At 69.9% G+C, this 23,521-nt stretch carries 24 protein-coding genes; 15 read left to right on the plus strand and 9 right to left on the minus strand.

Annotation, left to right across the window (positions count from 1 at the left end; genetic code table 11):
• Positions 1-25: 25 nt before the first annotated feature.
• From AVR91_RS15430 to AVR91_RS15450, 5 genes are all read left to right on the plus strand, one after another.
• Positions 26-1,066 carry a LacI family DNA-binding transcriptional regulator gene (locus AVR91_RS15430; RefSeq protein ID WP_063272742.1) on the plus strand — a complete coding sequence of 347 codons (1,041 nt, stop codon included), beginning with the start codon at positions 26-28 and terminating at the stop codon, positions 1,064-1,066.
• Positions 1,067-1,144: 78 nt separating this feature from the next.
• Positions 1,145-2,296: a dihydrodipicolinate synthase family protein gene (locus AVR91_RS15435; protein ID WP_063272743.1), complete on the plus strand. Its 1,152-nt coding sequence runs from the start codon at positions 1,145-1,147 to the stop codon at positions 2,294-2,296.
• Positions 2,296-3,102: a sugar phosphate isomerase/epimerase family protein gene (locus AVR91_RS15440; protein ID WP_063272744.1), complete on the plus strand. Its 807-nt coding sequence runs from the start codon at positions 2,296-2,298 to the stop codon at positions 3,100-3,102. The genes AVR91_RS15435 and AVR91_RS15440 overlap by 1 nt, the downstream gene beginning before the upstream one ends.
• A 69-nt stretch (positions 3,103-3,171) precedes the next feature.
• Positions 3,172-4,644: an apolipoprotein N-acyltransferase gene (locus tag AVR91_RS15445; RefSeq protein ID WP_063272745.1), complete on the plus strand. Its 1,473-nt coding sequence runs from the start codon at positions 3,172-3,174 to the stop codon at positions 4,642-4,644.
• 76 nt (positions 4,645-4,720) lie between these two features.
• Complete coding sequence (locus tag AVR91_RS15450) at positions 4,721-5,425, plus strand: response regulator transcription factor (RefSeq protein ID WP_016332168.1); 705 nt, start codon at positions 4,721-4,723, stop codon at positions 5,423-5,425.
• Here the strand turns inward: AVR91_RS15450 and AVR91_RS15455 are convergent.
• The 3 genes from AVR91_RS15455 to AVR91_RS15465 are packed head-to-tail and all read right to left on the minus strand — an operon-like array spanning position 5,419 to position 7,702.
• Positions 5,419-6,534 (minus strand): ABC transporter permease, encoded by a 1,116-nt coding sequence (locus AVR91_RS15455; protein WP_063272746.1) that lies wholly within the window; start codon positions 6,532-6,534, stop codon positions 5,419-5,421. The genes AVR91_RS15450 and AVR91_RS15455 overlap by 7 nt on opposite strands.
• Positions 6,531-7,190 (minus strand): ATP-binding cassette domain-containing protein, encoded by a 660-nt coding sequence (locus tag AVR91_RS15460; protein WP_063272747.1) that lies wholly within the window; start codon positions 7,188-7,190, stop codon positions 6,531-6,533. The genes AVR91_RS15455 and AVR91_RS15460 overlap by 4 nt, the downstream gene beginning before the upstream one ends.
• Positions 7,187-7,702 carry a P-loop NTPase family protein gene (locus AVR91_RS15465; RefSeq protein ID WP_228708362.1) on the minus strand — a complete coding sequence of 172 codons (516 nt, stop codon included), beginning with the start codon at positions 7,700-7,702 and terminating at the stop codon, positions 7,187-7,189. Before AVR91_RS15465 ends, AVR91_RS15460 begins: the two co-directional genes overlap by 4 nt.
• A 77-nt stretch (positions 7,703-7,779) precedes the next feature.
• Between AVR91_RS15465 and AVR91_RS15470 the strand changes: the two genes are divergently transcribed.
• Entirely contained in the window at positions 7,780-9,144 is a 1,365-nt protein-coding gene (locus AVR91_RS15470) for a sensor histidine kinase (RefSeq protein ID WP_063272749.1), read from the plus strand.
• 222 nt (positions 9,145-9,366) lie between these two features.
• Entirely contained in the window at positions 9,367-9,987 is a 621-nt protein-coding gene (locus AVR91_RS15475) for a TetR/AcrR family transcriptional regulator (protein ID WP_016332163.1), read from the plus strand.
• 100 nt (positions 9,988-10,087) lie between these two features.
• Here the strand turns inward: AVR91_RS15475 and AVR91_RS15480 are convergent, their stop codons facing one another.
• A complete protein-coding gene (locus tag AVR91_RS15480) occupies positions 10,088-10,825 on the minus strand; it encodes a TetR/AcrR family transcriptional regulator (protein WP_063272750.1) in 738 nt (245 codons plus the stop codon).
• 61 nt (positions 10,826-10,886) lie between these two features.
• Between AVR91_RS15480 and AVR91_RS15485 the strand changes: the two genes are divergently transcribed.
• Both AVR91_RS15485 and AVR91_RS15490 read left to right on the plus strand, forming a co-directional pair.
• Positions 10,887-11,756: an alpha/beta fold hydrolase gene (locus AVR91_RS15485; protein WP_063272763.1), complete on the plus strand. Its 870-nt coding sequence runs from the start codon at positions 10,887-10,889 to the stop codon at positions 11,754-11,756.
• A gap of 93 nt (positions 11,757-11,849) precedes the next feature.
• Complete coding sequence (locus AVR91_RS15490) at positions 11,850-12,332, plus strand: hypothetical protein (protein WP_063272751.1); 483 nt, start codon at positions 11,850-11,852, stop codon at positions 12,330-12,332.
• On the opposite strand, the gene AVR91_RS15495 is transcribed toward AVR91_RS15490, so the two are convergent.
• Positions 12,281-13,756: a carotenoid oxygenase family protein gene (locus tag AVR91_RS15495; protein ID WP_063272752.1), complete on the minus strand. Its 1,476-nt coding sequence runs from the start codon at positions 13,754-13,756 to the stop codon at positions 12,281-12,283. The two genes, AVR91_RS15490 and AVR91_RS15495, sit on opposite strands and share 52 nt — an antisense overlap.
• Positions 13,757-13,853: 97 nt before the next feature.
• Here AVR91_RS15495 and AVR91_RS15500 point away from each other — a divergent pair, with 97 nt between their 5' ends.
• Both AVR91_RS15500 and AVR91_RS15505 read left to right on the plus strand, forming a co-directional pair.
• Positions 13,854-14,819, plus strand: a complete 966-nt coding sequence (locus AVR91_RS15500) for a winged helix-turn-helix transcriptional regulator (protein ID WP_063272753.1) — start codon at positions 13,854-13,856, stop codon at positions 14,817-14,819.
• Between the two features lie 74 nt (positions 14,820-14,893).
• A complete protein-coding gene (locus AVR91_RS15505; protein ID WP_016332157.1) occupies positions 14,894-15,082 on the plus strand; it encodes a DUF5302 domain-containing protein in 189 nt (62 codons plus the stop codon).
• Positions 15,083-15,434: 352 nt separating this feature from the next.
• On the opposite strand, the gene AVR91_RS15510 is transcribed toward AVR91_RS15505, so the two are convergent.
• The 4 genes from AVR91_RS15510 to AVR91_RS15525 form a co-directional block, all read right to left on the minus strand.
• Positions 15,435-16,505 (minus strand): Glu/Leu/Phe/Val family dehydrogenase, encoded by a 1,071-nt coding sequence (locus AVR91_RS15510; RefSeq protein ID WP_063272754.1) that lies wholly within the window; start codon positions 16,503-16,505, stop codon positions 15,435-15,437.
• Between the two features lie 159 nt (positions 16,506-16,664).
• Positions 16,665-17,858: a PLP-dependent aminotransferase family protein gene (locus AVR91_RS15515; RefSeq protein WP_063272755.1), complete on the minus strand. Its 1,194-nt coding sequence runs from the start codon at positions 17,856-17,858 to the stop codon at positions 16,665-16,667.
• A complete protein-coding gene (locus AVR91_RS15520) occupies positions 17,855-18,637 on the minus strand; it encodes a tryptophan 2,3-dioxygenase (protein WP_016332154.1) in 783 nt (260 codons plus the stop codon). Before AVR91_RS15520 ends, AVR91_RS15515 begins: the two co-directional genes overlap by 4 nt.
• 169 nt (positions 18,638-18,806) lie before the next feature.
• Positions 18,807-19,628: a PaaX family transcriptional regulator gene (locus tag AVR91_RS15525; RefSeq protein WP_063272756.1), complete on the minus strand. Its 822-nt coding sequence runs from the start codon at positions 19,626-19,628 to the stop codon at positions 18,807-18,809.
• 48 nt (positions 19,629-19,676) lie between these two features.
• Between AVR91_RS15525 and AVR91_RS15530 the strand changes: the two genes are divergently transcribed.
• Genes AVR91_RS15530 through AVR91_RS15545 form a run of 4 tightly spaced genes read left to right on the plus strand, consistent with a single transcriptional unit; the run spans position 19,677 to position 23,414 of the window.
• Positions 19,677-20,402 (plus strand): creatininase family protein, encoded by a 726-nt coding sequence (locus AVR91_RS15530; RefSeq protein ID WP_063272757.1) that lies wholly within the window; start codon positions 19,677-19,679, stop codon positions 20,400-20,402.
• Positions 20,399-21,901 (plus strand): benzoate-CoA ligase family protein, encoded by a 1,503-nt coding sequence (locus tag AVR91_RS15535; RefSeq protein WP_063272758.1) that lies wholly within the window; start codon positions 20,399-20,401, stop codon positions 21,899-21,901. Before AVR91_RS15530 ends, AVR91_RS15535 begins: the two co-directional genes overlap by 4 nt.
• Entirely contained in the window at positions 21,898-22,590 is a 693-nt protein-coding gene (locus tag AVR91_RS15540; RefSeq protein ID WP_063272759.1) for an SDR family NAD(P)-dependent oxidoreductase, read from the plus strand. The genes AVR91_RS15535 and AVR91_RS15540 overlap by 4 nt, the downstream gene beginning before the upstream one ends.
• On the plus strand, positions 22,587-23,414 hold the full coding sequence (locus AVR91_RS15545; protein WP_063272760.1) for an enoyl-CoA hydratase family protein: 828 nt from the start codon (positions 22,587-22,589) through the stop codon (positions 23,412-23,414). The genes AVR91_RS15540 and AVR91_RS15545 overlap by 4 nt, the downstream gene beginning before the upstream one ends.
• Positions 23,415-23,521: the final 107 nt, after the last annotated feature.

A 23,521-nucleotide genomic window follows, 5' to 3' on the forward strand; every position in this document is an offset into this window, starting at 1 on the left:
CCCCAAACGCCAGCTTGGAGGATCGATGAAGGCCCGCCCCCACGTGACGCTGGAAGATGTGGCGCGCACCGCGGACGTGTCGCTCGCGACCGCGTCCCGCGTACTCAACGGCACCGCCACCGTCCGGGGAGATCTCCGCGAACGAGTGATCGCCGCGGCGGCCGAGCTCTCGTACACCCCCAATGCTCACGCTCAGGCATTGGCCGGTGGCTCACAGCCGACCGTCGGAGTGATCTGCCACGACGTCGGCGACCCGTATTTCGCCGCGATCGCGGGCGGGATCATGCGCGCGGCGAGTGAGAACGATCTTCTGGTGATGCTCGCGAGCACGTTCCGCGATCCGGCCAAGGAGGTCGCCTACGTTTCGACGCTGCGTGCCCAGCGCGCGTCGGCGATTCTGCTGATCGGTTCGGCGTTCGAGGACAAGGCGTGGGAAAAGGCGATGGCCGCCGAACTCGAGCCGTACCGGCGCGGCGGCGGGCGTGTCGCCGCGGTCAGCAGGCACCGCGGGCTCAAAGTGGACACCGTCCAGCCCGACAACCGGGGTGGCGGCGCCGAACTGGCCAAGGCCCTGCTGGACTTGGGGCACCGCCGGTTCGCTGTGCTCGCCGGGCCGAAGAGCCTCACCACCGTCGTCGACCGGCTCGACGGGTTCGCCGCGGAACTGGTGGAGCACGGCGTCGAACTGGCCGAGGACGACGTCTTCGAGGCGGCGTTCACCCGCGACGGCGGCTACGAGGCGATGGAGAAGGTCCTCGCCCGGCCGCGCAAGCAGTGGCCGACGTGCGTGTTCGCGGTGACCGACGTGATGGCGATCGGCGCGATGTCGGCCTTGCGCGACGCCGGTGTCTCCGTGCCCGGTGAGATGTCGATCGCCGGTTTCGACGACATCCCGGTAGTGCGCGATCTCACCCCCGCGCTGACCACGGTCGCGCTGCCGCTGGAGAAACTGGGCGAACGGGCCATGGACCTGGCACTCAAGGCCTCCCCCGGCACCCGGCCGCGCGTGGTGAAGCTGTCCGGCGAGGTCGTCCTGCGCCGCAGCACCGCGGCCCCCGGTCGCTGAAACCCTTGTGTACGGCCTGAGGAGTGACTTAACGTGGTCCGAGAAAGCGCTTTCTCACACCCGCGCCACGGAGACCCGATGACCTTGATCGCCCTTCCCACCGCCGACGGCGGCCTGGCGGAGTGGACGCCGCGAGGGGCGGAAACGCCCGCGAAACCGGCGACGCCGCCGACCTCCCGGATCGCCTACGCGGCCGCGCACGTGGTCGCCGACCCGTTCTCCCCCGCCGACCCCGAAGAAGGCGCGGTGCTGGACTGGGACACCACGCTCGCCTTCCGCGAGCACCTGTGGTCCTGCGGTCTCGGCGTCGCCGAAGCCATGGACACCGCGCAGCGCGGGATGGGCCTGGACTGGGCCACCACCAAGGACCTGATCCGCCGCACCGGGGCGCTCGCCGCCGGACGGCCGTGGGTGGCGGGTGTCGGCACCGATCAGCTCCCCGACGGCGAAGCCACCGCCGGGTCCATTGTGGACGCCTGGCGCGAGCAGCTGGATCTGGTCGGCGAGGCGGGCGCGATCCCGGTCGTGATGGCCAGCCGCGCGCTCGCCGCCTCGGCGTCCGGACCCGCGGATTACCATGCCGCGTACGGGAAACTGCTCTCCGGGGCGGACCGTCCGGTCCTGCTGCACTGGCTGGGCGAGCAGTTCGACCCGGCGCTGGCGGGCTACTGGGGCCACGGCGACGTCCGCAAGGCGGCCGAGGAACTGGGCAGGCTCTGCGCCGAGCACGCCGGCGTGATCGCCGGGGTCAAGGTTTCGGTGCTCGACGCGTCGATCGAGACCGAATTCCGCCGCGCGCTGCCCGAAGGCGTCAAGTGCTACACCGGCGACGACTTCAACTACCCGGAGCTCATCGCCGGAGACGACCAGGGCCACAGCGAAGCGCTTCTGGGCATCTTCGACGCCGTCGCGCAGGTCGCCGGTGCCGCGCTCGCCCGCCTCGACGAGGGTGACAAGGCCGGTTTCCACGGCCTGCTCGACCCGACGGTGGCGCTGAGCCGGGCCATTTTCCGCGCCCCCACGAGGAACTACAAGACCGGCGTCGTCTTCCTCGCCTACCTCAACGGGCACCAGGACCACTTCCGCATGGTCGCCGGCCGCGAGTCGGCCCGCTCCATCACGCATCTGGCCGAACTGCTGCGCCTGGCCGACGCCGCGGGCGCGCTCACCGACCCGGAGCTGGCCGTCGCGCGGATGCGGCCGCTGCTGGCCGCGGCGGGGGTGGCCTGATGGACCGGTTGAGCCTGAACCAGATCACCACCAAGGCCTGGTCGTTGCCGGAGGCCGTCGCGGGCTGCGCCGAGGCGGGTGTCCGCTGGATCGGCCTGTGGCGCGACAAGGTCGCCGAGACCGGCGTCGACGAAGCCGCCCGGCTGCTCAAGGAGTACGACGTCGGCGTGTCGTCGTTGTGCCGTGGCGGTTTCTTCACCGGGGTCACCCCGGAAGGCGCCGGAGTGGACGGTGTCGCGCAGACCAGGGAGGCGATCGACGAAGCCGCCGCGCTGGGCGCGGACGTCCTCGTCCTGGTCGTCGGCGGGGTGAACGGCAGCCTGAAGTCGTCTCGGCAGCGCGTCGCGGACGCGGTCGGCGAGCTGGCGCCGTACGCCGGTGAGCGCGGGGTCCGCCTCGGCCTGGAACCCTTGCACCCCATGCAGTGCGCCGAACGTTCCGTCCTGTCCACTGTGGACGAGGCGCTGGCGATCGCGCTGGAGCATCCGGCCGATCAGGTCGGCGTGATCGTCGACGAGTTCCACGTGTGGTGGGACCCGCGGATCGAGGAGTCGATCGCCGCCGCGGCGGGCCGGATCGCCGGATTCCACGTCTGCGACCAGAAAGTGCCCCTGACCGACACCCTGCTCGGCCGGGCGCTGCCCGGTGACGGCCCGATCGATCACCGGCACCTGAAGGCCTGTGTCGAGGCCGCCGGGTACACCGGCCCGATCGAGGTCGAGGTGTTCGACGCCGATCTCTGGCGCCGCCCCGGTGGCGAGGTGCTGGCGGAGACCGTCCAGGCCTACCGCGACCACGTTTCCTGACGAAAGTAAGGGTCGCTCGCTGCCCAAGGTCCGCTGTCCGGGCGGCCGTGGTCTCCTACCGTTCGCGGCATGAAACCACGGCTGCTCTGGTGGCTGGGCACAGCGTTGCTCCTGCTCGCCGTCCACACCGACTGGAACGTTCCGCTCGCGGCCTGGGTGTTCCCGGTCTTCCTCCTCCGCTACGCCCGGCTGGCGCCCACGCGCCGCGCGATCCTCATGGTGGGCCTGTCCCTGCTGATCGGGCAGGTGTTCTGGCTCGGTGTCACCGGTCTGCTGTTCGTGCTCTCCGCTCTGCTCGCCTTCACCTTGCTCGCCGTGCTGCAGACGACGGCGTTCCTCGCCGACCGTCTGCTCGCCGACCGCGCCGGCCCGTTGAGAACGCTGGTGTTCCCGGTGACGCTCGTCGCGGGTGAATACCTCTTCACGGTGATCACCGGATTCGGGGACTTCGGCGCGCTCGGCAGCACCCAGTCCACGAATCTGCCGCTGCTCCAAACGGCCTCCGTGACCGGCGTGTACGGCCTCACCTTCGTCATGGCGTGGTCCGCCTCGGTCGCGAACACCGTTTGGGCGGAAGGGTGGCGGCCGGTCCAGCGCACGGTCGTCGTGCACCTTTGCCTGCTCGGCGTGGTGTTCGCCGCCGGTGGCGCGCGGTTGCTGTTCGACGCTCCCACGACGAAAACGGTGCGGGTCGCGGGGATCAGCCCGTCGGCCGAGGCGGACCGGACGAGTTCCGACGCGTTGAAGCGGATCGGAGTGAAGTATTGGCGTGCCGAAGAAGTCGTGGCCGCCGACCCGGCCGCGGTCGGCGCCGCGTTCGCGCCGGTCACCGAGGATCTCGTGACGAGGACCCGGCAGCAGGCGTCGGCGGGGGCGAAGATCGTGCTCTGGCCGGAAACCCACGCCAGTGTGCTGGAGCGCGACCAGGCGGCTTTGCTCGCCCGCGTCGGCACCGAAGCGAAGCAAGCAGGGATCCACGTCGGACTCGCGTACTCGCTCTACACCGCGCAGGCTCCGTTCATCCGCAACGTGGCCGTGCTCGTCGGGCCGTCCGGCGAGGTGCTGTGGACCTACGACAAGACGCATCCGACGCCGATGGAGCCGATGACCCCCGGCCCGGGCATCGTCCCCACCACCGATTCGGCGTACGGACGGATCGCGTCGGTCATCTGCTATGACGCGGATTTCCCCGGCCTGATGCGCCAAGCCGCGGACAAGGGGACCTCGCTGATGCTCGTCCCCGCCAACGACTGGCCGGGATTCGGCTCGCTGCACGCGGAAAAGGCCGTCTTCCGCGCGGTGGAGAACGGATATCCGCTCTTCCGGCACTCCACCCACGGGAATTCCACAGCCGTGGACGGTCAGGGCCGGGTGCTCGGGCACGCCGACTACTACCGCACGGATCAGCAGACGCTCGTCGCGGATCTGCCGGTGCAGCCGAGAACACAGACCGTGTACGCCCGTGTCGGCGACGTGTTCGCCTGGCTGTGCCTCGCGGCCGCCGCGATCTGTCCTTTATGGACATATCGAAGGAAACGTTAGCGCCCCGTTACGGAAGGCGTGGTGTTCCTAACGTCTCAGCCGAAAAGAACAGTGTTCAACGGTTAAGCTCCCCCGCATGCCGAAACTGCTGGTGGTGGAAGACGACGACGCGATCGGCGGCGTCCTCGAATCGACCCTCCGTCTGCACGGCTACGAGGTCTCCTGGCAGCGCGACGGCCGCACCGCGCTCGCGGCCGCCGCGGACGGCGACATCGACTTCGTCCTGCTCGACCTCGGGCTGCCGGATCTGGACGGGGTCGAGGTCTGCCGACGGCTGCGGGCGGAGCTGCCCGGCGCCGTCCTGGTCATCCTGACCGCGCGGCAGGAGGAGATGGACGTCGTCGTGGGCCTGGAGGCAGGCGCCGACGACTACCTCACCAAACCCATCCGGCTCGGCGAACTGCTCGCCAGGGTGCGGGCGCATCTGCGGCGCGGGACGGCGCCGCCGGAGAGCAGGCCCGCGATCGCCATCGGCTATCTGCGGGTGGACACCGCCGGCCGCCGGGTCAGTGTCGGCGGCAAGGAGATCGCGTTGCGGGCCAAGGAGTTCGACCTGCTCGCCCGGCTGGCCGAACAGCCGGGCGTCGCGGTCAGCCGCGACACCCTGATGTCCGAGGTGTGGGACGCGCATTGGTACGGCTCCACGAAGACGCTCGACGTCCACATCGCGGCGCTGCGCCGGAAGCTGACCGAGTCGGCGCCCACGCCCGAGCAGGCGCCGAGGATCTCGACCCTGCGCGGCCACGGCTACCGCCTCGAACAGCCCTTCGAGAGTCAGTAGTCCCGCAGGTCGGAGACCTCGTCGCGGGCGGCGAGCTGCGCGATCCGGGCCGACGCGGCCACGCACGACACGATCACCACGAGGGCCAACAGCCCGAGGTAGCCGTGCGGCGAAGGCACCCTTTCCACCTTCGAGACGAAGACGAACAGCACGCCGAGCAGATGCCCGGCGATCAGGCCACCGCCGCCGACCACCAGCGCGTCGCCCGCGATGAACGCCGCCACCTGCCGCCGTTTCCCGCCGAGCGTGCTCACGATCAGCAGGTCGCGGCGGCGTTCGTTGAGGGCCGCCCCGAACGACGGCCCGGCCGCGGCGGCCGCGAGGATCAGGGACGCGATCAGGTCCACCTCGGCCTCGCCGCAGCCGTCCCTGGTGAGGGCGGTCGCGATGGCGAACGCCACCGCCAGCGCGACCAGCACCACCGACCGCGCCAATAGCGCGCTCCGCCACGAAATGGACAGCGCGATCACGCCCGCGAGTCCCGAGACGAGCGGCCGGAGTATCCCGCCGATCGCCCGCTTCCCCTTCCGCAGCCCCAGTTCCACCAGCCGCCACAGCAGCATCGTGCCGCCCGCCCAGCCGAACAGCGGCCAGACGAAGGCGAGCGCGAGCAGGATGAAGTCGAGGCCGTAGGGCGACCACCAGGGCGGCCCGCCGTCGGCCGGGACGAAATACCACTCGCGCAGCACCGGGGGCAGGATGGCGAGTGCCGCGACGAGCACCCCGGCGAGCAGCAAGAGAACGATTTCCCGGACGACGGCTACGCCCGTGCCGGTCGAGAAGCCACAGGCCAGGGACACGGCGCTCCCGGCGACGCCGCCGGCGAGCCCGGCCACCGCGGCTTCGGCGGCGGCCAGTCCGATCACCTGCCCGCCGGTGGCGCCGCGGGCGCGCAGCAGGTCCTGATCCGCCCGCAGCACCCTCGCCGAGGGGGTGGACAGCAGCACCACGAGCACCATCGCGGGGATCCAGCGCGGCGCCGGGACCCAGGTCCAGTCGTGCACCGCGAGCAGCGTGGTCACGATCGCGACCCCGGCCGCGGGCACGCCGAGCCTGGCGGGGCGCACACGCGCGATCCCGCCGACCCACAACGCCATCGCCGCGATCACCGGTCCAGCACCAGCTTCCCGTCGACCATGGACCATTGTTCACCGAAGAGCCCGGCCGGGGCAGGCTCGGCCGTGGCCACCAGCAGTCCGGCGGCCAGCTGGTCCGCGGCGCGCACGAGCCTGCCGAGGAGCCGCTCGCCCTCGCGCTGGTCGAGCCAGCCCGCCGGGTCGTCGGCGAGGATCAGTTTCGGGGCGGGCGCGAGGGCCCTGGCCAGGACGGCGAGCCGGATCTGCTCACCGGTCAGATCGCGGGGCGCCTTCTTCGCGAAACCGTCGAGGCCCACGAGTTCCAGCGCGCCGTCGACGGCGTCACGGACCGCCGTGCCGGTCCGCCCGGCGAGCACGAGCGGCAGGGCGACGTTGAGCCGGACGTCGAGGTCGCGCAGCAGCCCGCCGTCCTGCAGCACCAGCCCGATCAGGTCGGGTCCGGGCGGCGACGGCTCGAAGGCGGGCCAGTCGACGGTGCCCGCCGTCGGCTTCTTCATCCCGGCGAGCAGATGCAGCAGCGTGGTCTTCCCGGCGCCCGCCCTGCCGGTCACCACCGCGCGGGTCTCCGCGGCGATCACGCAGGTGACGCCGTGCACGGCGACCACGGCGGTCAGCCCGGAACCGTAGGTGTGTGCCAGCTCGTCGGCGCGGACGAGTGGCGGCGTCACGCCACTCTCACGATCCGCTGCGCGGCCGCCGCGATCTCGGGGTCACGGGTCGCCACGACGACGGCCGTCCCGCGGGCCGCGACGGCGCACAGCAGATCCATGAGTTCGAGCGCGGCGAGCCCGTCGAGTTCGCCGGCGGGTTCGTCGGCGAGGAGCACGTCGGGCGCCCCGGCCAGCGCGACGGCGACTCCGGCCCGCGCGCCTTCCAGCGCCGACAGCGTGTCCGGGTAGTCGTCGCCCCGCCCGGCCAGCCCGACCAGTTCCAGCAGGTCGTCGGCGGAGCGGAGGGAACGGCGGCCGGCGAGCCTGCCCGCCAGCACCACGTTCCGCCCGACGGTGAGGTGATCGAAGAGGTTCCCGCGCCGGAGCAGCACACCTGCCCCGGGAGCGCCGATGGGGACGTCGCCCCCGCCTGCGGGCAGCACGGCCACACACTCGCCCGGGACGGCGAACCGGACGAGGGGGACGGATCCGGGCCCCGGGCCTGCCATGACGGCGGCACGTCGGCGCATGGCCCCAAGGTAAAGCGAAGGGGGTCAACATCGCCTTGATCTCAGGTCAACGGACGGCAAAATATCGCGTCGGGTGGGTGATCCTCTCGCTCTTCGGCCACACTCTGAGCGTGCGCCGCCGGATCGTCACCCTCACCGTGCTGGCCGCGGTGCTGGCGATCACCCTGTTCGGGGCGCCGCTGGCGGTCGCGGTCGCCAGGTTCCACGAGGGCAACTCCACCCACGACCTCGAACGGGTCGCCGACACGGTCGTTCTCGACGTCACCGGCGATCTGGCCAACGGCCGGATCCCGGAACTGAGACCGGTCAAAGCGGAGGAAGGCCGGATCCGGGGGATCAGGGTCGCGGTCTACACGCCGACCGGCAGGCTCCTGGCGGGCAACGGCCCGGCCAGCGAAGACCGCTTCGTCCGCGAAGCGCACTACACCGACATGGCGACCGGCATCCGTGAAGACGAGGTCGTCCTGGCCGTCCCGGTGCTCAGCGGACCGTCGCTGGTCGGGGTGGTCCGCGCCGCCCATCCCCGGTCGGAGCTGGACGCCAAGATCCGCCTGACCTGGCTGAAGATGATCGCGCTCGGCGGGATCGCGATCGGCGCGAGCTGGCTGATCGCGCGCCGGATCGCCACCCGGCTGGCGCGGCCGCTGGAGGATCTGGCCGCCACCGCCGAACGGCTCGGCGAGGGCGACTTCACCGTCCGCGCCCACCGGACCGGGGTCCGCGAGATCGATCAGGTCGCCGAAGCGCTCGACGTCACCTCCGAGCGGATCGGCGAGACGCTGGACCGCGAGCGGACCTTCTCCGCCGACGCCTCCCACCAGCTGCGAACGCCGTTGACCGGGCTGCGCCTGCAGCTGGAGGCGGCACTCGAAAGCCCTGATCGCGACCCCTACGCGACGATCCGGGACGGTATCGCCTCGGCCGACCGGCTCGAACGCACCATCGACGACCTGCTGGCGCTGGCCAAGCAGACGAGGGCCCCGCGCGCCCTGCTCGACCTGGGCAAACTCTTCGAAGAGATCCGGCAGACCTGGCACGGCCTGCTCGCCGGACGCGGCCGCGCGCTGCGGATCAGCGGCCGGGACGCCCTGCCGGCGCGGGCGGCGGACGCGGCCGTGCGGCAGGTGCTCGCCGTACTGCTGGACAACGCGGCCACCCACGGGCGCGGCACGGTGTCCGTCCTCGCGCGCGACGCCGGGGACGCGCTGGCCATCGACGTGAGCGACGAAGGCGCCATCGAGGACGGGCGCGATCCGTTCGCGAACGTCGACCGGACCGAGGAACACGAAGGCAACGGGATCGGACTGCGGCTGGCGCGGAGCCTCGCCGAGGCCGAAGGCGGGCGGCTGCGCTTGACCAGCCCGGCGCCGACGACGTTCACGCTGCTGCTGCCCGCCGAACGTCCCTCGCCGAAAGAAGAAGGCCCGGGCCTGGCGAGCTAGGGGGGGTTACTCGCCAGGCCGGGCCGGTAGGAGGCAAACGCGCCCCGACAGCGCGCACGGCATGCCACCTGACTGAAGACGGTAAAGACCAGCGGGCCAACAGACGGTACACGCCGGATTAACTGACACTTTGCTTTTGAATGTCACAGCGCTTTTCGATGTCGAAAGGGATCCAGAGCCGTTGTCCGGCCGGGCTGAATCGATCGTGGGAAGATTGACCGCATGACCACCGAGCCGGCGCCGAGATGGCGGAGACTGGAACCGGACGAGCGCAAGGAGCAGATCTTCGCCTGCGCGGCCCGCCTTTTCTCCGACCGTCCCTACTCCGAAGTGTCCACTTCGGACATCGCGGCGGAGGCCGGGGTCGCCAGGGGCCTGATCAACCATTATTTCGGCACGAAACGCGAGCTCTACCTGGAGATCATCCGGCGGGCGCTGACCGTGCCGCGGCTCGCCGTCGAAATCCTGCCGGAAGGCCCGCTCGAACTGCGTGCCGACGTCGCCATCGACTGGTTCCTGGACATGGTCACCAGCCAGGAGAAGATGTGGCTGGCCGCGATCGCGCCGGAGGGCATCGGCCGCGACCTCGAGGTCGAACGGATCCTCGAAGAGGCCGATCGCGAATCGGCCGACCGGGTGCTCGAAGCCGTCGGCCTCTCCCGCGAGAGCGAACACGGGCCGGAGCTGAACGCGCTCGTCCGCGCGTTCGGCGGGATGGTCAAGGCGGCGGGCCGCGAATGGCTCGTGCGTGGTGCGCTCGATCGCGCGCAGGTGCACACCCTGCTCAGCAAATCGCTGGTCACGCTGGTCGGCGAGGTCTTCCCCGAGATCCAGCGAGGCTGAGAAGGGAGAAGCCCCCGGCACCTCGAGGGGGAGGTTGGTGCCAGGGGCTTCGGGACCGGTGACGAGCACCGGTATTCCTCCACACTACGCCGATTCCCTGTCATGGCTCTGTCAAACGTCCGATTGCGTTCAGCTGGGTGAGCCGGAGTTCGAGACCGTCGAGACAACGCTGCACGGCGTAATGGTAAAGCCGCTCGTAGTAACCGGCCGCGAGGTCCGGATCCGCGACCAGCTCGGCGACCGACTCGCCCAGTGCCGCCATCCCGGGCAGATCGTCGCGTGTGCGGTACGCCGCGTAGCCCTCGCAGCGGTCGAGCTGGAGCGCCATCGCGCTCTCGCGGTCGTCCTCCATCGCGACGAACTGGCAGGCGGTGGCCAGCAGCAGGTTGTAGGCGAACGGCGCCTCGCCACCGAAACCCGCCGCGAGCAGACGGCCGATCCCGGCGTTCATGGTCGGCACGGCGGCGGCGACCGACGGGCCGAACAGGGCCAGCCGCCGCGCCGAACCGGGATAGCGGCGCAGCACGGTCCGCACGGTCGGCAGGAACTCGTCGAACCAGTCCCGCCACGGCAGGGTTTCGCCGGGCAGCTTCAGTTCGCCGACCACCCGGTCCAGCACCGCGACGACGACGGTGTCCCGGTCGCCGACGTGGTGGTAGACCACCGCCGGATAGGCGTCGACGGCGGCCGCGAGCTGCCGCAACGTCCAGTTCTCCAGGCCCGACTCGGCCGAAAGCTCCAGCGCGGCGCCGACGATCCGGTCCCTGGTGACGGCCGGCCGTCCGGAAGCCGCGCGGGACCTCGGCCGGGAGCTCGCGTCTTCGGAGAAAGTCGGCATGCGGGTTACCGTATCCGCATTCGGCTGGTCGGACGGCGGGGGCTTCCGGCAGGATCGGGCCATGCCCCGCGCGCGTGTGAACGGTCTCGAACTCGAGTACGACACCTTCGGCTCCCCCGCGGATCCGCCACTGGTCCTGGTGATGGGACTCGGCGCCCAGATGGTGACGTGGGAGGTCGGCTTCTGCGAACTGCTCGCCGAGGGCGGATTCCACGTCGTCCGCTTCGACAACCGCGACATCGGCCTTTCGTCCTATCTGGACGATCTCCCCGCGCCGGATCTGGCCGCGCTCGCCGCGGGCGACCTGTCCTCCGCGCCGTACCTGCTGTCCGATCTCGCCGCCGACGTCACCGGGCTGTTCGACGCGCTCGGATTCGCCCGCGCGCACGTCGTCGGCGCGTCGATGGGCGGGATGATCGTGCAGCAGCTCGCGATCGACTCGCCGGAGCGGCTGCTCAGTCTCACGTCGATCATGTCGACCACCGGGGATCCGTCGGTCGGGCATCCGGAGCCCGCCGCGCTCGCCGGGCTGACGCGCCCGCCCGCCGCCACCCGGGAACAGGCGATCGAAGACGGCATCGAATGGTTCCGGCTCGTGGGTTCGCCCGGCCATCCGTCCGACGAAGAGTTCCTGCGCATGAAGGCCACTCGCAACTACGACCGCGCGAATCACCCCGCGGGCGCGCTGCGGCAGGCCGCCGCCGTCGTCGCTTCGGGTGACCGCACGGCGAAGCTGCGCGACGTCCATGTCCCCACGCTCGTCATCCACGGCGAGAGCGACCCGCTGATCGACGTCAGCGGCGGGAAGGCGACCGCGGAGGCGATCCCGGACGCGGAACTGCTGCTGTTCCCCGGTATGGGGCACGAACTGCCGCGGCAGCTGTGGCCCGCGATCGCCGGCGCGATCATCGCGCACGCGCGGAAAGCCTGAGCGGGGTCAGGATTCCGTCAAAGTTCCGCGCGGAGCCGTAGGGAACGCGTTCTCGCCCGCGGCACGGCCGGTGACGCGGAGTTGACTGGGCGGATGAGGAAAACCGAGTGTTTCGGCTTCCCGTTCGGTTGTGCCTCCGTCGTCGTCGCGGCGTCGGTGGCCGGACTCCTCGGTTCGGCCCGACATCACGTCTTTTCCTTGCTGGCTTTGGGTTTCGTCCTACTCGTCACCGGTGTCGCGACGAGACTGACCGCGACCGCCGGGACGGCGGTGATCGCCTGGGGTGTCCATTCGGGATTCACCGCCGGAACGCTCGGCGAGCTCCAGTTCACCGCCGAGACGGGGCTCGCCGCGGCCGTGTTCGCCGCCGCGACCGCGGTCGGCGCGCTCGCCGGAGCGGCCCGGCGTTTCGTGCGCGATGCCGGGTCCGGGTCGCCCCACCCCCTGGAAGGGGCGACCCGGACGCGGCTTTCCGGCCCTGACACACCTGCCCACACCCCTCCGGTGGGCGAATGCGACGGGGATCATCGATCACGGGAAGGTTCCAGCTGGTCCGCTCGTACCCAGGTCGCGTGAAAACCGAGCGGGACACGCTGGGGCAACAGGACCCTGGCCACGGGTCCGGCAGCGAGATCGGCGGCGTCGAAGACGTCCAGCTCCGAGCGCCCCTCACGCTCGTCCTGGACGAAGGTCACCAGATAGCCGTCGGCGGAACCGGCGGCCGCGCCGTCGCGAGGTGCGAACGGCGCCTCACTGCCCCACCGGCCAGGACCGAAACGGTATTCGGTCTTGACGCCGGCAAGATTGTCGTAGCACACCAGGCCGTCGAACTTGAGCGTCGACTCCGGCGAGATGTGCACCGCGTAGGAGAAGCGATTCCGGCCGCCGACCACCCTCGAATCGACGGACGGAAATTCGGTGTTGTCGTCGTCGAGCTGGTTCTCCAGACACTGCCCGGTCCGGAGGTTGAACCGGTAACGGTGCAGCGAGGCGTCCAGCCGCAGGTACGACAGCATCTTGGCGAGCGGGGTTCGGGCGTCGGCGCGCGGTTGCGGGCGCTGGACGCGGCAGACGTCGAGGACGATTTCCTCGCCCTGCTCCCAGGAATTGACGACGTGGTAGATGTAGCAGGGGCTGGCTTCGAACCAGCGGATCTGGCTACCGTTACCGTAGCGAGGAAGAACCCCGAACCGGCTCGGCAGCGACCGGTCGAACAACAGCCGGTGACGGCCGTTGCGCGCCGCCTCCCTGTCCTGGACCAGCGGTAGATCCATCAGGACGGCGTGGTTGTCGGTGATCGCCATGTCGTGCGGCAGGCGCGGGCCGGGGAGTTCGATGTCGGTCGTGCTCGCGACCTTGCCGTCCGCGCTGATCACGCCGTAACGCAGGTACGGCGGGCGCGGCCCGTAGTCGAACCAGAACATCTCGCCGGTGCGCTCGTCGACCTTCGGATGGGCCATCATGTCGCCGACCAGCGTGCCCAGGAAGTCTTCGGCGCCAAGAGTTTCCAGCGAAAGCGGGTCGACCGAGTACGGCGTGCCGCACATGTACCAGGTGGAGAGCACCTTGCCGCGATGGAAGGTCAGGTCGGTGTTGGCGCTGTCCTTGACGTTCAGGCCGTGCGTGTTGCCGAACGGGTTGCCCTTTGGCGATTCCATGACGCCCTTCCAGAGCGCCTTGCCCGCTTCGGATTCGGCCTCGAACGCCTTGGTGCGGACCCAGCGGTTGCGGTAGCGGGCCTTGCCGTTCTCCAGATGGACCGCGTGGATCATGCCGTCGCCGTCGAACCAGTGGTAGCGCCCCTCCGGCTCGAACCGGGGGTTCGGCCCGTTGCGCAGGTACACGCCGTTGAGGTCGGCGGGGATCTTGCCGATGACTTCGAGATCGCTCGCGTCGATCTCCTCGCCGACCGGGGCGTAGACGCCCATCAGGTACGGGTTGACCTCGGGTTCGCCGGTGGGGGCTGCCACCAGCACCGGCTGCTCGGAGGTGCTCGTCATGGCCGAGACACTACGATTGCTGTAGTCAGGTGTCAATAGGCTCCTACTGCTGTAGTCAGTAGTACGCTGACCGCGACTCCCCCTCGGAAGGAAGCACGTGACAGAGGCGACGGCGCACCGCGTCAGACCGGCGGGCGATCCACTGCGCCGCGCGCTCGAACTGCTCGGGGATCAGTGGACCTTGCTGATCCTGCAGAGCCTTTTCCTGCGCTTCCGCCGTTATGAGGAACTGCGGCTGCGGCTCGGCATCTCCCCCACCGCGTTGTCCGGGCGACTGCGCGACATGGTCGACGCCGGCGTGCTCGTCCGCACGCCGTACCGGGACGCGCGCCGCACGCGGCACGAATACCGGCTCACCGAACGCGGCCTCGATCTGTGGCCGCTGCTGATCTCGATCTGGGCGTGGGAACGGGAATGGGTCGAGGGACGGCGCGCCGTACTGCCGACGCTGATCCATCTCGACTGCGAGCTGGCCACCTCGGCGCCGCTCGGCTGCGCCTCCTGCGAACGCCGGGTCGACGCCCGCGACGTCCGCGCGCGACGGCTCGACGACACCGGCGTCGTCGAGGCGACGGCGTCGAAACGCTTCCGCCGCAAGGACGCCGAGTCCCTCGCGGGCGATCCGCTGATGTTCTTCCCGGACACCATGGAACTCCTCGGCGACCGATGGTCGACCGGGGTCGTGGTGAGCGCGCTGCTCGGGGCACGGCATTTCTCGGAGTTCGAACGCGAACTGGGCATCGGGCCGAGCGTGCTCTCAGGCCGGCTTTCGAGACTCGTGGACGTCGGCGTGCTGCGGACCGGGATCGCGAAGACCCGCACCGACGCGCACGACTACCGGCTGACGGCGAAAGGCCTCGCGTTCTTCCCCGCACTGGCCTTCATCGCCGAATGGTCGCGGGGTTTCGAGGTCCCCGGCCAGGAGCCGGACATCACGCTGGAACACGTGGACTGCGGCAACCGGCTGAAGCCGATCCTGCTGTGCGATCACTGCTGGCATCCGCTGCTGCGGGACCGGGTCCGGTTCGGCGGCCCGGTCCAGCTGCCCGCGCCGTCCAGGTGACGTAAATCGACTCGCCAAGCCGGTCGGTTCCTGACAGGCTGGCGTGGTCACACGTCGTCACCTCGGAGGTAAGAATGACTGAACCCGCACCGTCCCCGGCGGATGGCGAAGAGGACGACACGAAGCGCAAGTTCCGCGAGGCCCTGGAGCGCAAGCAGGCTCAGGCCCGCTCCGGCTCGTCGCACGAGAACGGCGGCGGGAAGAACCTGCACGCGCACGGTCCGGCGGCGAACAAGCGCACCTTCCGTCGCAAGAGCGGCTGAGTCCCCGGTCGGTCCTCTCGCGTCCGGCTGGACGGACATGACGCGAAAGCCACTTTCGAGACATCTGGTGTCCCGAAAGTGGCTTTCGCGTCATCCAAGCCGGTTCCGACTCGCACCCGTCGGGGAACGTGCTTCCTCGCTGTCGCTGCGCGGATCCGGTGATGCGAAAGCCACTTTCGCAACGTTGAAGGTTGCGAAAGTGGCTTTCACAACGCCGGCACCGTGGGGATGGGCCGCTCCGGGAGGCGGCACCGGGCGGCTGAGTCCCCGGGCGCGCCCAAGTGCCATGAACGGTCCGTTCCTTGCAAGGAACGGACCGTTCATAGCGTTCTGGGGGCCGCGTTCAGGGGAGCTACACCGTCAGGATCGACCGCAACCCGCCGACCTCGGCCATCCGGCGTTCGGCCAGCCGGTCCGCCGCCGTCGCCGGCGGGACACCGTCGGCCTTCGCCAGCGCGAAGACCGCCTTGGTGGTGTCGAAGATGGCCGTCGTCTTGCGCTTGGCGCGCGCGAAGTCGAAGCCGTGCCGCTCGTCGTCGACCTGGATCACGCCACCGGCGTTGACCAGGTAGTCCGGCGCGAACAGGATGCCGCGGTCGTCGAGCTGCTTGCCGACGCCCGGATGCGCGAGCTGGTTGTTGGCCGCGCCGCAGACGATCTTGGAGCGGAGCAGGCCGACCGTCTCGTCGGTGAGCACCCCGCCCAGCGCGCACGGCGCGAAGACGTCGAGTTCGGTGCGGATCAGCGCGTCGAGGTCTTCGACGACCTCGACCCCGGGGTACGCCGCGCGGGTGCGTTCGATCGCCGCGGGCGAGACGTCGGTGATGACCACCTGCGCGCCCGCCTCGATCAGATGTCCGACCAGGATGTGCCCGACCTTGCCGACCCCGGCGACGCCGACCTTGCGGCCCGCGAGTTCCGGGACACCCCAGACGGCGTCCGCGGAGGCGCGCATGCCCTGGTAGGTCCCGAAAGCGGTGAGCACCGAGGAGTCGCCGGCGCCGCCGTTCTCCGGCGAGCGGCCCGTGACGAACTCCGATTCACGGGCGACGATGTCCATGTCCTGCACGTAGGTGCCCACGTCGCAGGCGGTGATGTAGCGGCCGCCCAACGTCTGGACGAACCGGCCGAAGGCGCGAAGCAGCGCTTCGGTCTTGTGCTTCTGGGGGTCGCCGATGATGACGGCCTTGCCGCCGCCGAGGTCCAGCCCGGCGAGCGCGTTCTTGTACGCCATCCCCTTCGACAGCGCGAGGACGTCCGCGAGCGCGGCGTCTTCGGATTCGTAGGGGTAGAACCGGGTCCCGCCCAGCGACGGCCCGAGCGCCGTCGAGTAGATCCCGATGATGGCCTTCAGGCCGGTGGCCTGGTCTTGACAGAAGACGACCTGTTCATGGCCGGTACCTTGGCCGAACACTTCGGTCACTGTGGTGACTCCTTGTCCTGGAGTGCACGCTGCTTGTGGCTCACGTGCGAAGTTCCTGCAACAAGGCACAGTCCCCGACGAAGGTCGTCCGGCGGCGACGGTGCCACATCGCAAACCTAGATCGCCCCGGTCCGTTCGCCAAGCCGGGGCCGAGGTGTCTCAGCCGTTGACGACCTCTCGAAGGACATGGAGCGCGGAATCGAGCTGCCGGTCGGACAGATATGGCGCCGGCCCGAACCTCAGGTACACGCCGCGGCTGTCGGTCCGGACACCGCGTTCGGCGAGCGCGGCCTGCAGCGCACCGGCGTCGGCGCATTTCAGCGACAGGAAGCCGCCGATACGGTCCAGCGGCGTTTCCCGGTCGCGGGTGACGACGTCCTCGGGCAGCCCGAGCCGGTCGAAGCCCTCGGCGAGGAAACCCACCTGGTGCCGCGACACCTCGCGCAGGAACTCGGGCGTGAGCCCGTGCTCGGCGAAGAACCGGAAGACGCGAGCGCCCCGGTAGTGGCTCGTCGGGTCGTAGGTCGCTCCGGCGAACCTGTCCGATCCGGCGGCGTAGGCGATCTGGCCGGGCCGGCGCTCGTCCGCGAGCGCGCCGAACTCGGCGTACCAGCCGGTGACGACCGGCCGCAGTTCCTGCGCGTGCGCGGGCATCCGCAGGAAGCAGTTGCCCTCGCCGAGCTGGAGGTACTTGTATCCGCCGCCGAGCACCCAGGCGTTGGTGAGCCCGAGGTCGTGCAGCGAGAACGGGACGACGCCGAGCGCGTGGTAGGCGTCGACGACGAGGTTCACCGACTTCGAAAGGCAGACGTCGGCGAGATGCGCGAGGCCCGGCACGAGCCGGGAGGTCTCGAACAGCACCGCCGAGACGAGCACGGCGGCGGTGTCTTCGGTGACCTCGGCCGCGACGCGTTCGGCCAGCGTGGCGACCGGCGCCGCGGGGACGCGGACCACCTCGACGCCTTCCTCCGCCAGCCTGCCCAGCTGACGACGCAGGGTGTGGAACTCGCCGTCGGTGGTGACCAGACGGGGACGGCGAGGCAGGTCCATCGCCGAGAGGAACCGGATCACCAGGTCGTGGCTGCTGGCACCGAGCGCGATGGCGCCGTGCGGATCACCGAGCAGCGCCCGGAACCCGGCCCGCATCTCGTCGGCCTTCGCGAAGGCACGGTCCCATTTCGTGTCGACCTCTTCGGCCGCGTCGGCGAAGGCTTCCAGAAGACCTTCCCGCGCGACGTCCGGCCACGCCTGATGCGAGTGCCCGGTGAGCAGGATCCGGTCCGCCACACCGAAGGCCTGGTAGTGCTCCGCGAGCGCGTTGGGATCGCGGCGGAGTTCGTCGAGGTTCGTCAAAGCCTGCTCCGCACCGCCCAGAGATCCGGGAACATCGGGGAGAAAAGCGTCGTACGCAGATAGTGCGCGCCCGACGAACCCCCCGTCCCGGTCTTGTCTCCGATGGTGCGCTCGACCATCTTCACGTGCCGATACCGCCACTCCTGCATCCCTTCGTCCAGATCGACCAGGTGCTCCGCCACGACGGACGGCCCGGTGTCGTCGCGGTACACCCGCAACAGAACCTCTTGGAGCGCCGGAGAGGGTTCGAGTGGCTTGGTGACATCGCGCCCGGTCGGGACGTCGTACTCCTTCACCGCGAGGTAGGTGACGAAGGAGTCGAAGAGCGACGGCCGTGACATCGCGTCCGCGATCTGGGCACGCTGTTCACCGCCTTCGGGGTAATGCGCGAACACCCGCTCGTCCCGGCGGCCGAGGACGGCCTCCAGGACACGGAACTGAGCAGACTGGAACCCGCTCGACGCGTCGAGTCGCGCACGGAAACTGGTGAACTGGCTCGGAGTCATCGTCTCGAGCACATCGATCTGCGCGACCACCACCTTGAAGATAGTCAGGATTCGGCGCAAAGTGCGGACGGCGTGAGCGGTGTTACCCGCTTCGAGTTGCTCCTGCAGGTAAAGCGCCTCGTGGAGAACTTGTTTGAACCAAAGTTCATACACTTGGTGGATCACGATGAAGAGCAATTCGTCGTGCTCGTCGGACCGCGGATGCTGGGCGTCCAGCAATTCGTCCAGCGAAAGGTAGGACGTGTAACTCAATGCGGCCTGAGTGTCGTTCATTTTTCTGTCACTCCATCGATATCGCGCCGACCGTGATCGCGCTGCCAGGGCGCACTCTTCCCGATCAGCGCACGTTGCCCACGACGGCGCCCTGCCATCGCGATCACGGGGCCTTCCGGCCGAAAACGGCGCGACCCCGAAAAGATCAAGAGCCCCTTCCGGTCACCTGTCACTTTTCTGTCACCTCGTCGAAATGGCGTTGCGCCGCCGGGGCCAGCGCCTGATAGAGATCATGGAACAACTCGACCGCCGCCGCCCGGCTCGGCGGAGCGGGCACCAGCCCGACCGGAAGTTCCGGATCGAGCGACGGGAAGGCGCGGAACGTATGCGTCAGCCAGGTTCGGACCTGGAACGCCTCGGCGTCGGGCAGGTCGCCTGAATATCCGCCGAAATCCCGGACGAAAGCGTCGTACCGCGCGGCGAGGCCGTCGAGGTTCCACGCCCGCGCGGCGAACCGCCGCACATCGAGACCCGCCGACGGCTTCCCGAGCATCAGCCCGGCGTGTTCGGCGACGTCCAGTTCGGCCAGCAGGGCGAGCACCTCGGCCTCGCGATCGTGCGGGGCGATCCAGGTGCCGTCCTGGACCGGGCCGAAACCGAGGAAGCGCAGCCGCCGCACCAAGCGCTCCCTGGCCTGGCGGCGGCTTTCCGGGATGCTCTGCCACAGCACGGTCCACTGCCCGACCTCGCGCTCGCGCCTGCCGAGGGAGAAGATCCGGCGGTCGCCGTCCTCCAGCAGCGCGATCGTGCGGCGGGTCAGCGAGTAGTGGACGAGCCTGCCCGCCTTGTGTCGCGCGAGCAGGTCGCGCCGGGCGAGCCTGGCCAGCGCGATCCGCGCGGCGCCGTCGGAGAAGCCGAGCCCGGCGAGCACACCGACCAGGCCGCCGGACCAGACACGACGGCTCTCGCGCGGCGACACGTAGGTGCCGAGCAGCGTCATCACCAGCTCCTGGGGGCCTGGGTCGCCGTGGGGCGGGGCCGAATCGGGCATGAGCGCAACTCTATACACCTCAGGCCGCTGCGGTGTAGCTTGATTCGAGTGACGTACTTCGCGGAGTTGAGCTCACCTCAGGTGGCCGCGCTCGCGTCCGACGCGCGCGTTCCCGTGCTGCTGCTCCCGGTGGGCGCCGTCGAGCCGCACGGACCGCACGCGCCACTGGGCACCGATCCCCTGATCTCGCGCGGGATGTGCGAACGCGCCGCCGCGCGGCTGGCAGGCGATCCCGGCTTGCGCGTGCTGATCCTGCCCGAGGTGCCGTACGGGGTGACGCGGTTCGCCGCCGGGTTCGCGGGCGGCGTCTCGATCGGCGAAGAGACCCTGTACGCGCTGCTGACCGAGATCTGCGAAGCACTCACCGAACAGGGACTCACCCGGATCCTGCTGGTCAACAATCATTTCGAACCGGCGCATCTTGCCGTGCTGCGGCGGGTGGCGGAGACGGCGGGCGTCGGCTTCGTCGACCTCGTCCGCCGCCGGTACGCCGCGCGGCTCACCGAAGAGTTCCGCTCCGGCGAATGCCATGCCGGGCAGTACGAGACGTCGCTGGTGCTCGCCGATCGGCCGGATCTCGTCGACGCCACCGTCCAGCGCGGACTGCCCGCGGTCCACGTCGACCTGGCGCGCGGCGGGGTCACGGATTTCGCCTCGGCCGGGATGACCGAGGCCTACTGCGGAACCCCCGCCCAGGCGACCGCCGAGGAAGGCGAGAAGACCTTCTCGGTGCTCACCGACATCCTGGTCGAAGCGATCCGGGAGCTGGTATGACCTTCAATCTGGCGACCCATTTCGTGGACCGCCTTCCCGGGCATCGGACGGCGTTGCTGTGCGGCGACGAGGAAATCACCTATGCGCGGCTTGGGACGCTGGTGAACCGGGCCGGGAACGTGCTGCGCGAACTCGGTGTCCGAAGTGGACAACGGGTCCTGCTGGCGCTGAACGACGGCGTGGAGTTCGTGGCCGTCTGGTACGCGGCGCAGAAGATCGGCGCGGTCACCGCCGAGGTCTATTCCTTCCTGCAGCCCAAGGATTACGCGTACTACCTCGGCTACACCGAGGCCGTCGTCGTCATCGCGGACGCCTCGACGTTGCCCGCGCTGCGCGAAGCCGGGGCACGGAACCTGCTGGTCGTCGGCGACGTGGAGCTGCTGCCCGGCGAGCACTCGTTCTCCACGCTGACCGCCTCGGCATCGGACGAGCTGGAAGCCGCTCCGACCACACTCGACGACGTCGCGATCTGGAAGTTCACCACCGGCAGCACCGGCGCGCCCAAGGCGTGCGTGCACCCGGCGCGCAGCGCGCTGGAAAGCTTCGACCGGTACGCGCTCGGCGTGCTCGGTCTCCGCGAGGACGACCGCGTGCTGGCCGTGCCGAAGCTGTTCTTCGGCTACGCGCGCGACTTGACGGCCTTGTTCCCGTTCGGCGTCGGCGCGTCCGGCATCGTCTTCCCGCAGCGCAGCACCGCCGACCTGCTGTTCTCGCTGATCGAGCGCTACCGGCCGACGATCCTGGTCAACGTGCCGACCATGATGAGTGCGATGATCGCCCACCCCGCGGCGTCTACTGTGGACATGAGCTCGCTACGGCTGGCGACGTCGGCGGGTGAGGCCTTGCCGTCCGAGCTGCATCGCAAGTGGGACAACCTGTTCGGTGTCCCGGTGATCGACGGGATCGGCTCGTCGGAGGCGTACCACATCTATCTGTCCAACGTGCCCGGCGCGCAGCGGGTCGGCAGCCTCGGCCGCGAGGTCCCCGGCTACACCGCCCGCGTACTGGACGAGAGCGGCGATCCGTTGCCGGACGGGGAGATCGGCACCCTGGAGGTGACCGGCCCGACCATCGCCCGCGAGTACCACGGCGACGCGGAGAAGACCGCGCGGACCTTCCACGGCGACACCCTGCGCACCGGCGACCTGTTCAGCCGCGACACCGACGGGTACTTCCACCACCACGGCCGCGCCGACGACCTGCTGAAGGTGTCCGGTGTGTTCGTCGCGCCGAGCGAGATCGAAGACTGTCTCATCGGTCATCCCGCCGTCGTCGACTGCGCGGTGCTGGGCGTGACCGTCGACGGCCTCGTCGTCCCGCGGGCGTGCGTCGTCCTGGCGGAGGGCGCTTCCGTCACGGCCGAGGAACTCAAGGACCACGCGCGGGCCCACCTGGCGAAGCACAAATACCCGCGCGAGGTGGTGTTCGTGACCGAACTCCCCCGCACCGCCAACGGAAAACTCGATCGGCGCGCGCTGCGCCGGGTGGAGGCAGAGTGAGCAGGATCGTCGTCGTCACCGGCGGGACCCGCGGGATCGGCGCGGCCATCGCCGCCCGGTTCCGGGCCGCAGGCGACAAGGTGCACGCCCCCGGCCGGGCCGACTGCAACGTCACCGACGAAGACGCCGTCGCGCGGTACTTCGACGGTCTCGGGCCGGTGGACGTGCTGGTGAACAACGCCGGGATCTCGGCGAGCGCCCCGCTGGCGAAGACCTCGCTGGAGCAGTGGCGGACCCAGCTCGAAGTCAACGCGACCGGCGCTTTCCTGTGCACACGGGCGGTTCTGCCCGGCATGCGGGCGCGCGACACCGGGCGGATCGTCACCGTCGCCTCGACGGCGTCGCATATCGGCTACCGCTACACGGCCGGCTACACCGCGTCGAAGCACGCCGCCGTCGGCCTGATGCGGGCGACCGCCGCGGAAATGGCGGGCACCGGCGTCACCGCGAACGCCGTCTGCCCGGCCTTCGTACGCACGGATATGACGGCCGCCTCCGTCGCCCGGATCCAAGAACGGACCGGCCGCGGCGAAGCCGACGCGGAAGCCGCCCTCGCCGCCGCGTCGCCGCTCGGCCGCCTGCTCGAACCCGACGAGGTCGCCTACGCGGTGGCCTTCTTCGCGGCGCCCAAGGCGGCCGCGATCAACGGACAGACACTCGTCCTCGATGGAGGTGGGATCCAGTCATGAGCCCGTTCCGCGCCACGCCGCCGATCACGACGGACTGGGAGCATTTCGAGTTCGCCGTGGACGACGGCGTTGCCACGGTCACCTTGAACCGCCCCGACAAACTGAACGCGCTCACCTTCGACAGCTACGCCGACCTGCGTGACCTGCTGGCCGAACTGCCGCATCGGGGCGACGTCCGGGTGCTGATCATCACCGGGCAGGGGCGGGGTTTCTGCTCCGGCGGCGACGTCGAAGAGATCATCGGCGAGCTGCAGAAGATGGAGTCCGCGGAACTGCTGGAGTTCACGCGGATGACCGGCGCGGTGGTGAAGGCTCTGCGGGAATGCCCCATCCCGGTGATCGCCGCGGTGAACGGTGTCGCCGCGGGCGCGGGCTCGGTGATCGCGCTGGCGAGCGACTTCCGGCTGCTCGCGTCGTCGGCGAAGTTCGCCTTCCTGTTCACGAAGGTCGGCCTGGCCGGCGCGGACATGGGCTCGGCGTACCTGCTGCCACGCCTGGTCGGGCTGGGCCGGGCGACGGAACTGCTGATGCTGGGCGACAAGATCGACGCCACCCGGGCCGAGGCCATCGGACTGGCTTCTCAGGTCGTTCCCGACTCCGACTTGGCCACTGCCGCCTCTGCTTTGGCGCGGCGTTTGGCCGACGGGCCGGCTTTGGCGTACAGCACGACGAAGGTGCTGCTGACGCGTGAGCTCGACATGGATTTGGGGAGTTCCATCGAGCTGGAGGCGATCACGCAGGCTTTGCTTATGACGGCGAAGGATCACGGGGAGTTCTATGCGGCCTGGACGGCTGGGCGTTCGCCTCAGTGGACCGGTCGGTGAGCTCTTTCGCTGACCGTCGCTCTGTCGGGCGTCGGCCTTTCGGGCGATGCACTGTGTGGATTTTGGGGCGTTGGATGACCAGAAATCCACACGGTCACCGGCGCTGG

This window comes from Amycolatopsis keratiniphila subsp. keratiniphila (genome assembly GCF_001620365.2).
Taxonomy (GTDB): domain Bacteria; phylum Actinomycetota; class Actinomycetes; order Mycobacteriales; family Pseudonocardiaceae; genus Amycolatopsis; species Amycolatopsis keratiniphila.

Coding starts and splice junctions, on each gene's coding strand:
- AVR91_RS15440 (WP_063272744.1), top strand. CDS start 2,296: ATGGACCGGTTGAGCCTGAACCAGATCACCACCAAGGCCTGGTCGTTG.
- AVR91_RS15535 (WP_063272758.1), top strand. CDS start 20,399: ATGACCTTCAATCTGGCGACCCATTTCGTGGACCGCCTTCCCGGGCAT.
- AVR91_RS15505 (WP_016332157.1), top strand. CDS start 14,894: ATGACTGAACCCGCACCGTCCCCGGCGGATGGCGAAGAGGACGACACG.
- AVR91_RS15465 (WP_228708362.1), bottom strand. CDS start 7,702: ATGCGCCGACGTGCCGCCGTCATGGCAGGCCCGGGGCCCGGATCCGTC.
- AVR91_RS15490 (WP_063272751.1), top strand. CDS start 11,850: ATGAGGAAAACCGAGTGTTTCGGCTTCCCGTTCGGTTGTGCCTCCGTC.
- AVR91_RS15525 (WP_063272756.1), bottom strand. CDS start 19,628: ATGCCCGATTCGGCCCCGCCCCACGGCGACCCAGGCCCCCAGGAGCTG.
- AVR91_RS15435 (WP_063272743.1), top strand. CDS start 1,145: ATGACCTTGATCGCCCTTCCCACCGCCGACGGCGGCCTGGCGGAGTGG.
- AVR91_RS15495 (WP_063272752.1), bottom strand. CDS start 13,756: ATGACGAGCACCTCCGAGCAGCCGGTGCTGGTGGCAGCCCCCACCGGC.
- AVR91_RS15480 (WP_063272750.1), bottom strand. CDS start 10,825: ATGCCGACTTTCTCCGAAGACGCGAGCTCCCGGCCGAGGTCCCGCGCG.
- AVR91_RS15520 (WP_016332154.1), bottom strand. CDS start 18,637: ATGAACGACACTCAGGCCGCATTGAGTTACACGTCCTACCTTTCGCTG.
- AVR91_RS15430 (WP_063272742.1), top strand. CDS start 26: ATGAAGGCCCGCCCCCACGTGACGCTGGAAGATGTGGCGCGCACCGCG.
- AVR91_RS15445 (WP_063272745.1), top strand. CDS start 3,172: ATGAAACCACGGCTGCTCTGGTGGCTGGGCACAGCGTTGCTCCTGCTC.
- AVR91_RS15450 (WP_016332168.1), top strand. CDS start 4,721: ATGCCGAAACTGCTGGTGGTGGAAGACGACGACGCGATCGGCGGCGTC.
- AVR91_RS15485 (WP_063272763.1), top strand. CDS start 10,887: ATGCCCCGCGCGCGTGTGAACGGTCTCGAACTCGAGTACGACACCTTC.
- AVR91_RS15475 (WP_016332163.1), top strand. CDS start 9,367: ATGACCACCGAGCCGGCGCCGAGATGGCGGAGACTGGAACCGGACGAG.
- AVR91_RS15545 (WP_063272760.1), top strand. CDS start 22,587: ATGAGCCCGTTCCGCGCCACGCCGCCGATCACGACGGACTGGGAGCAT.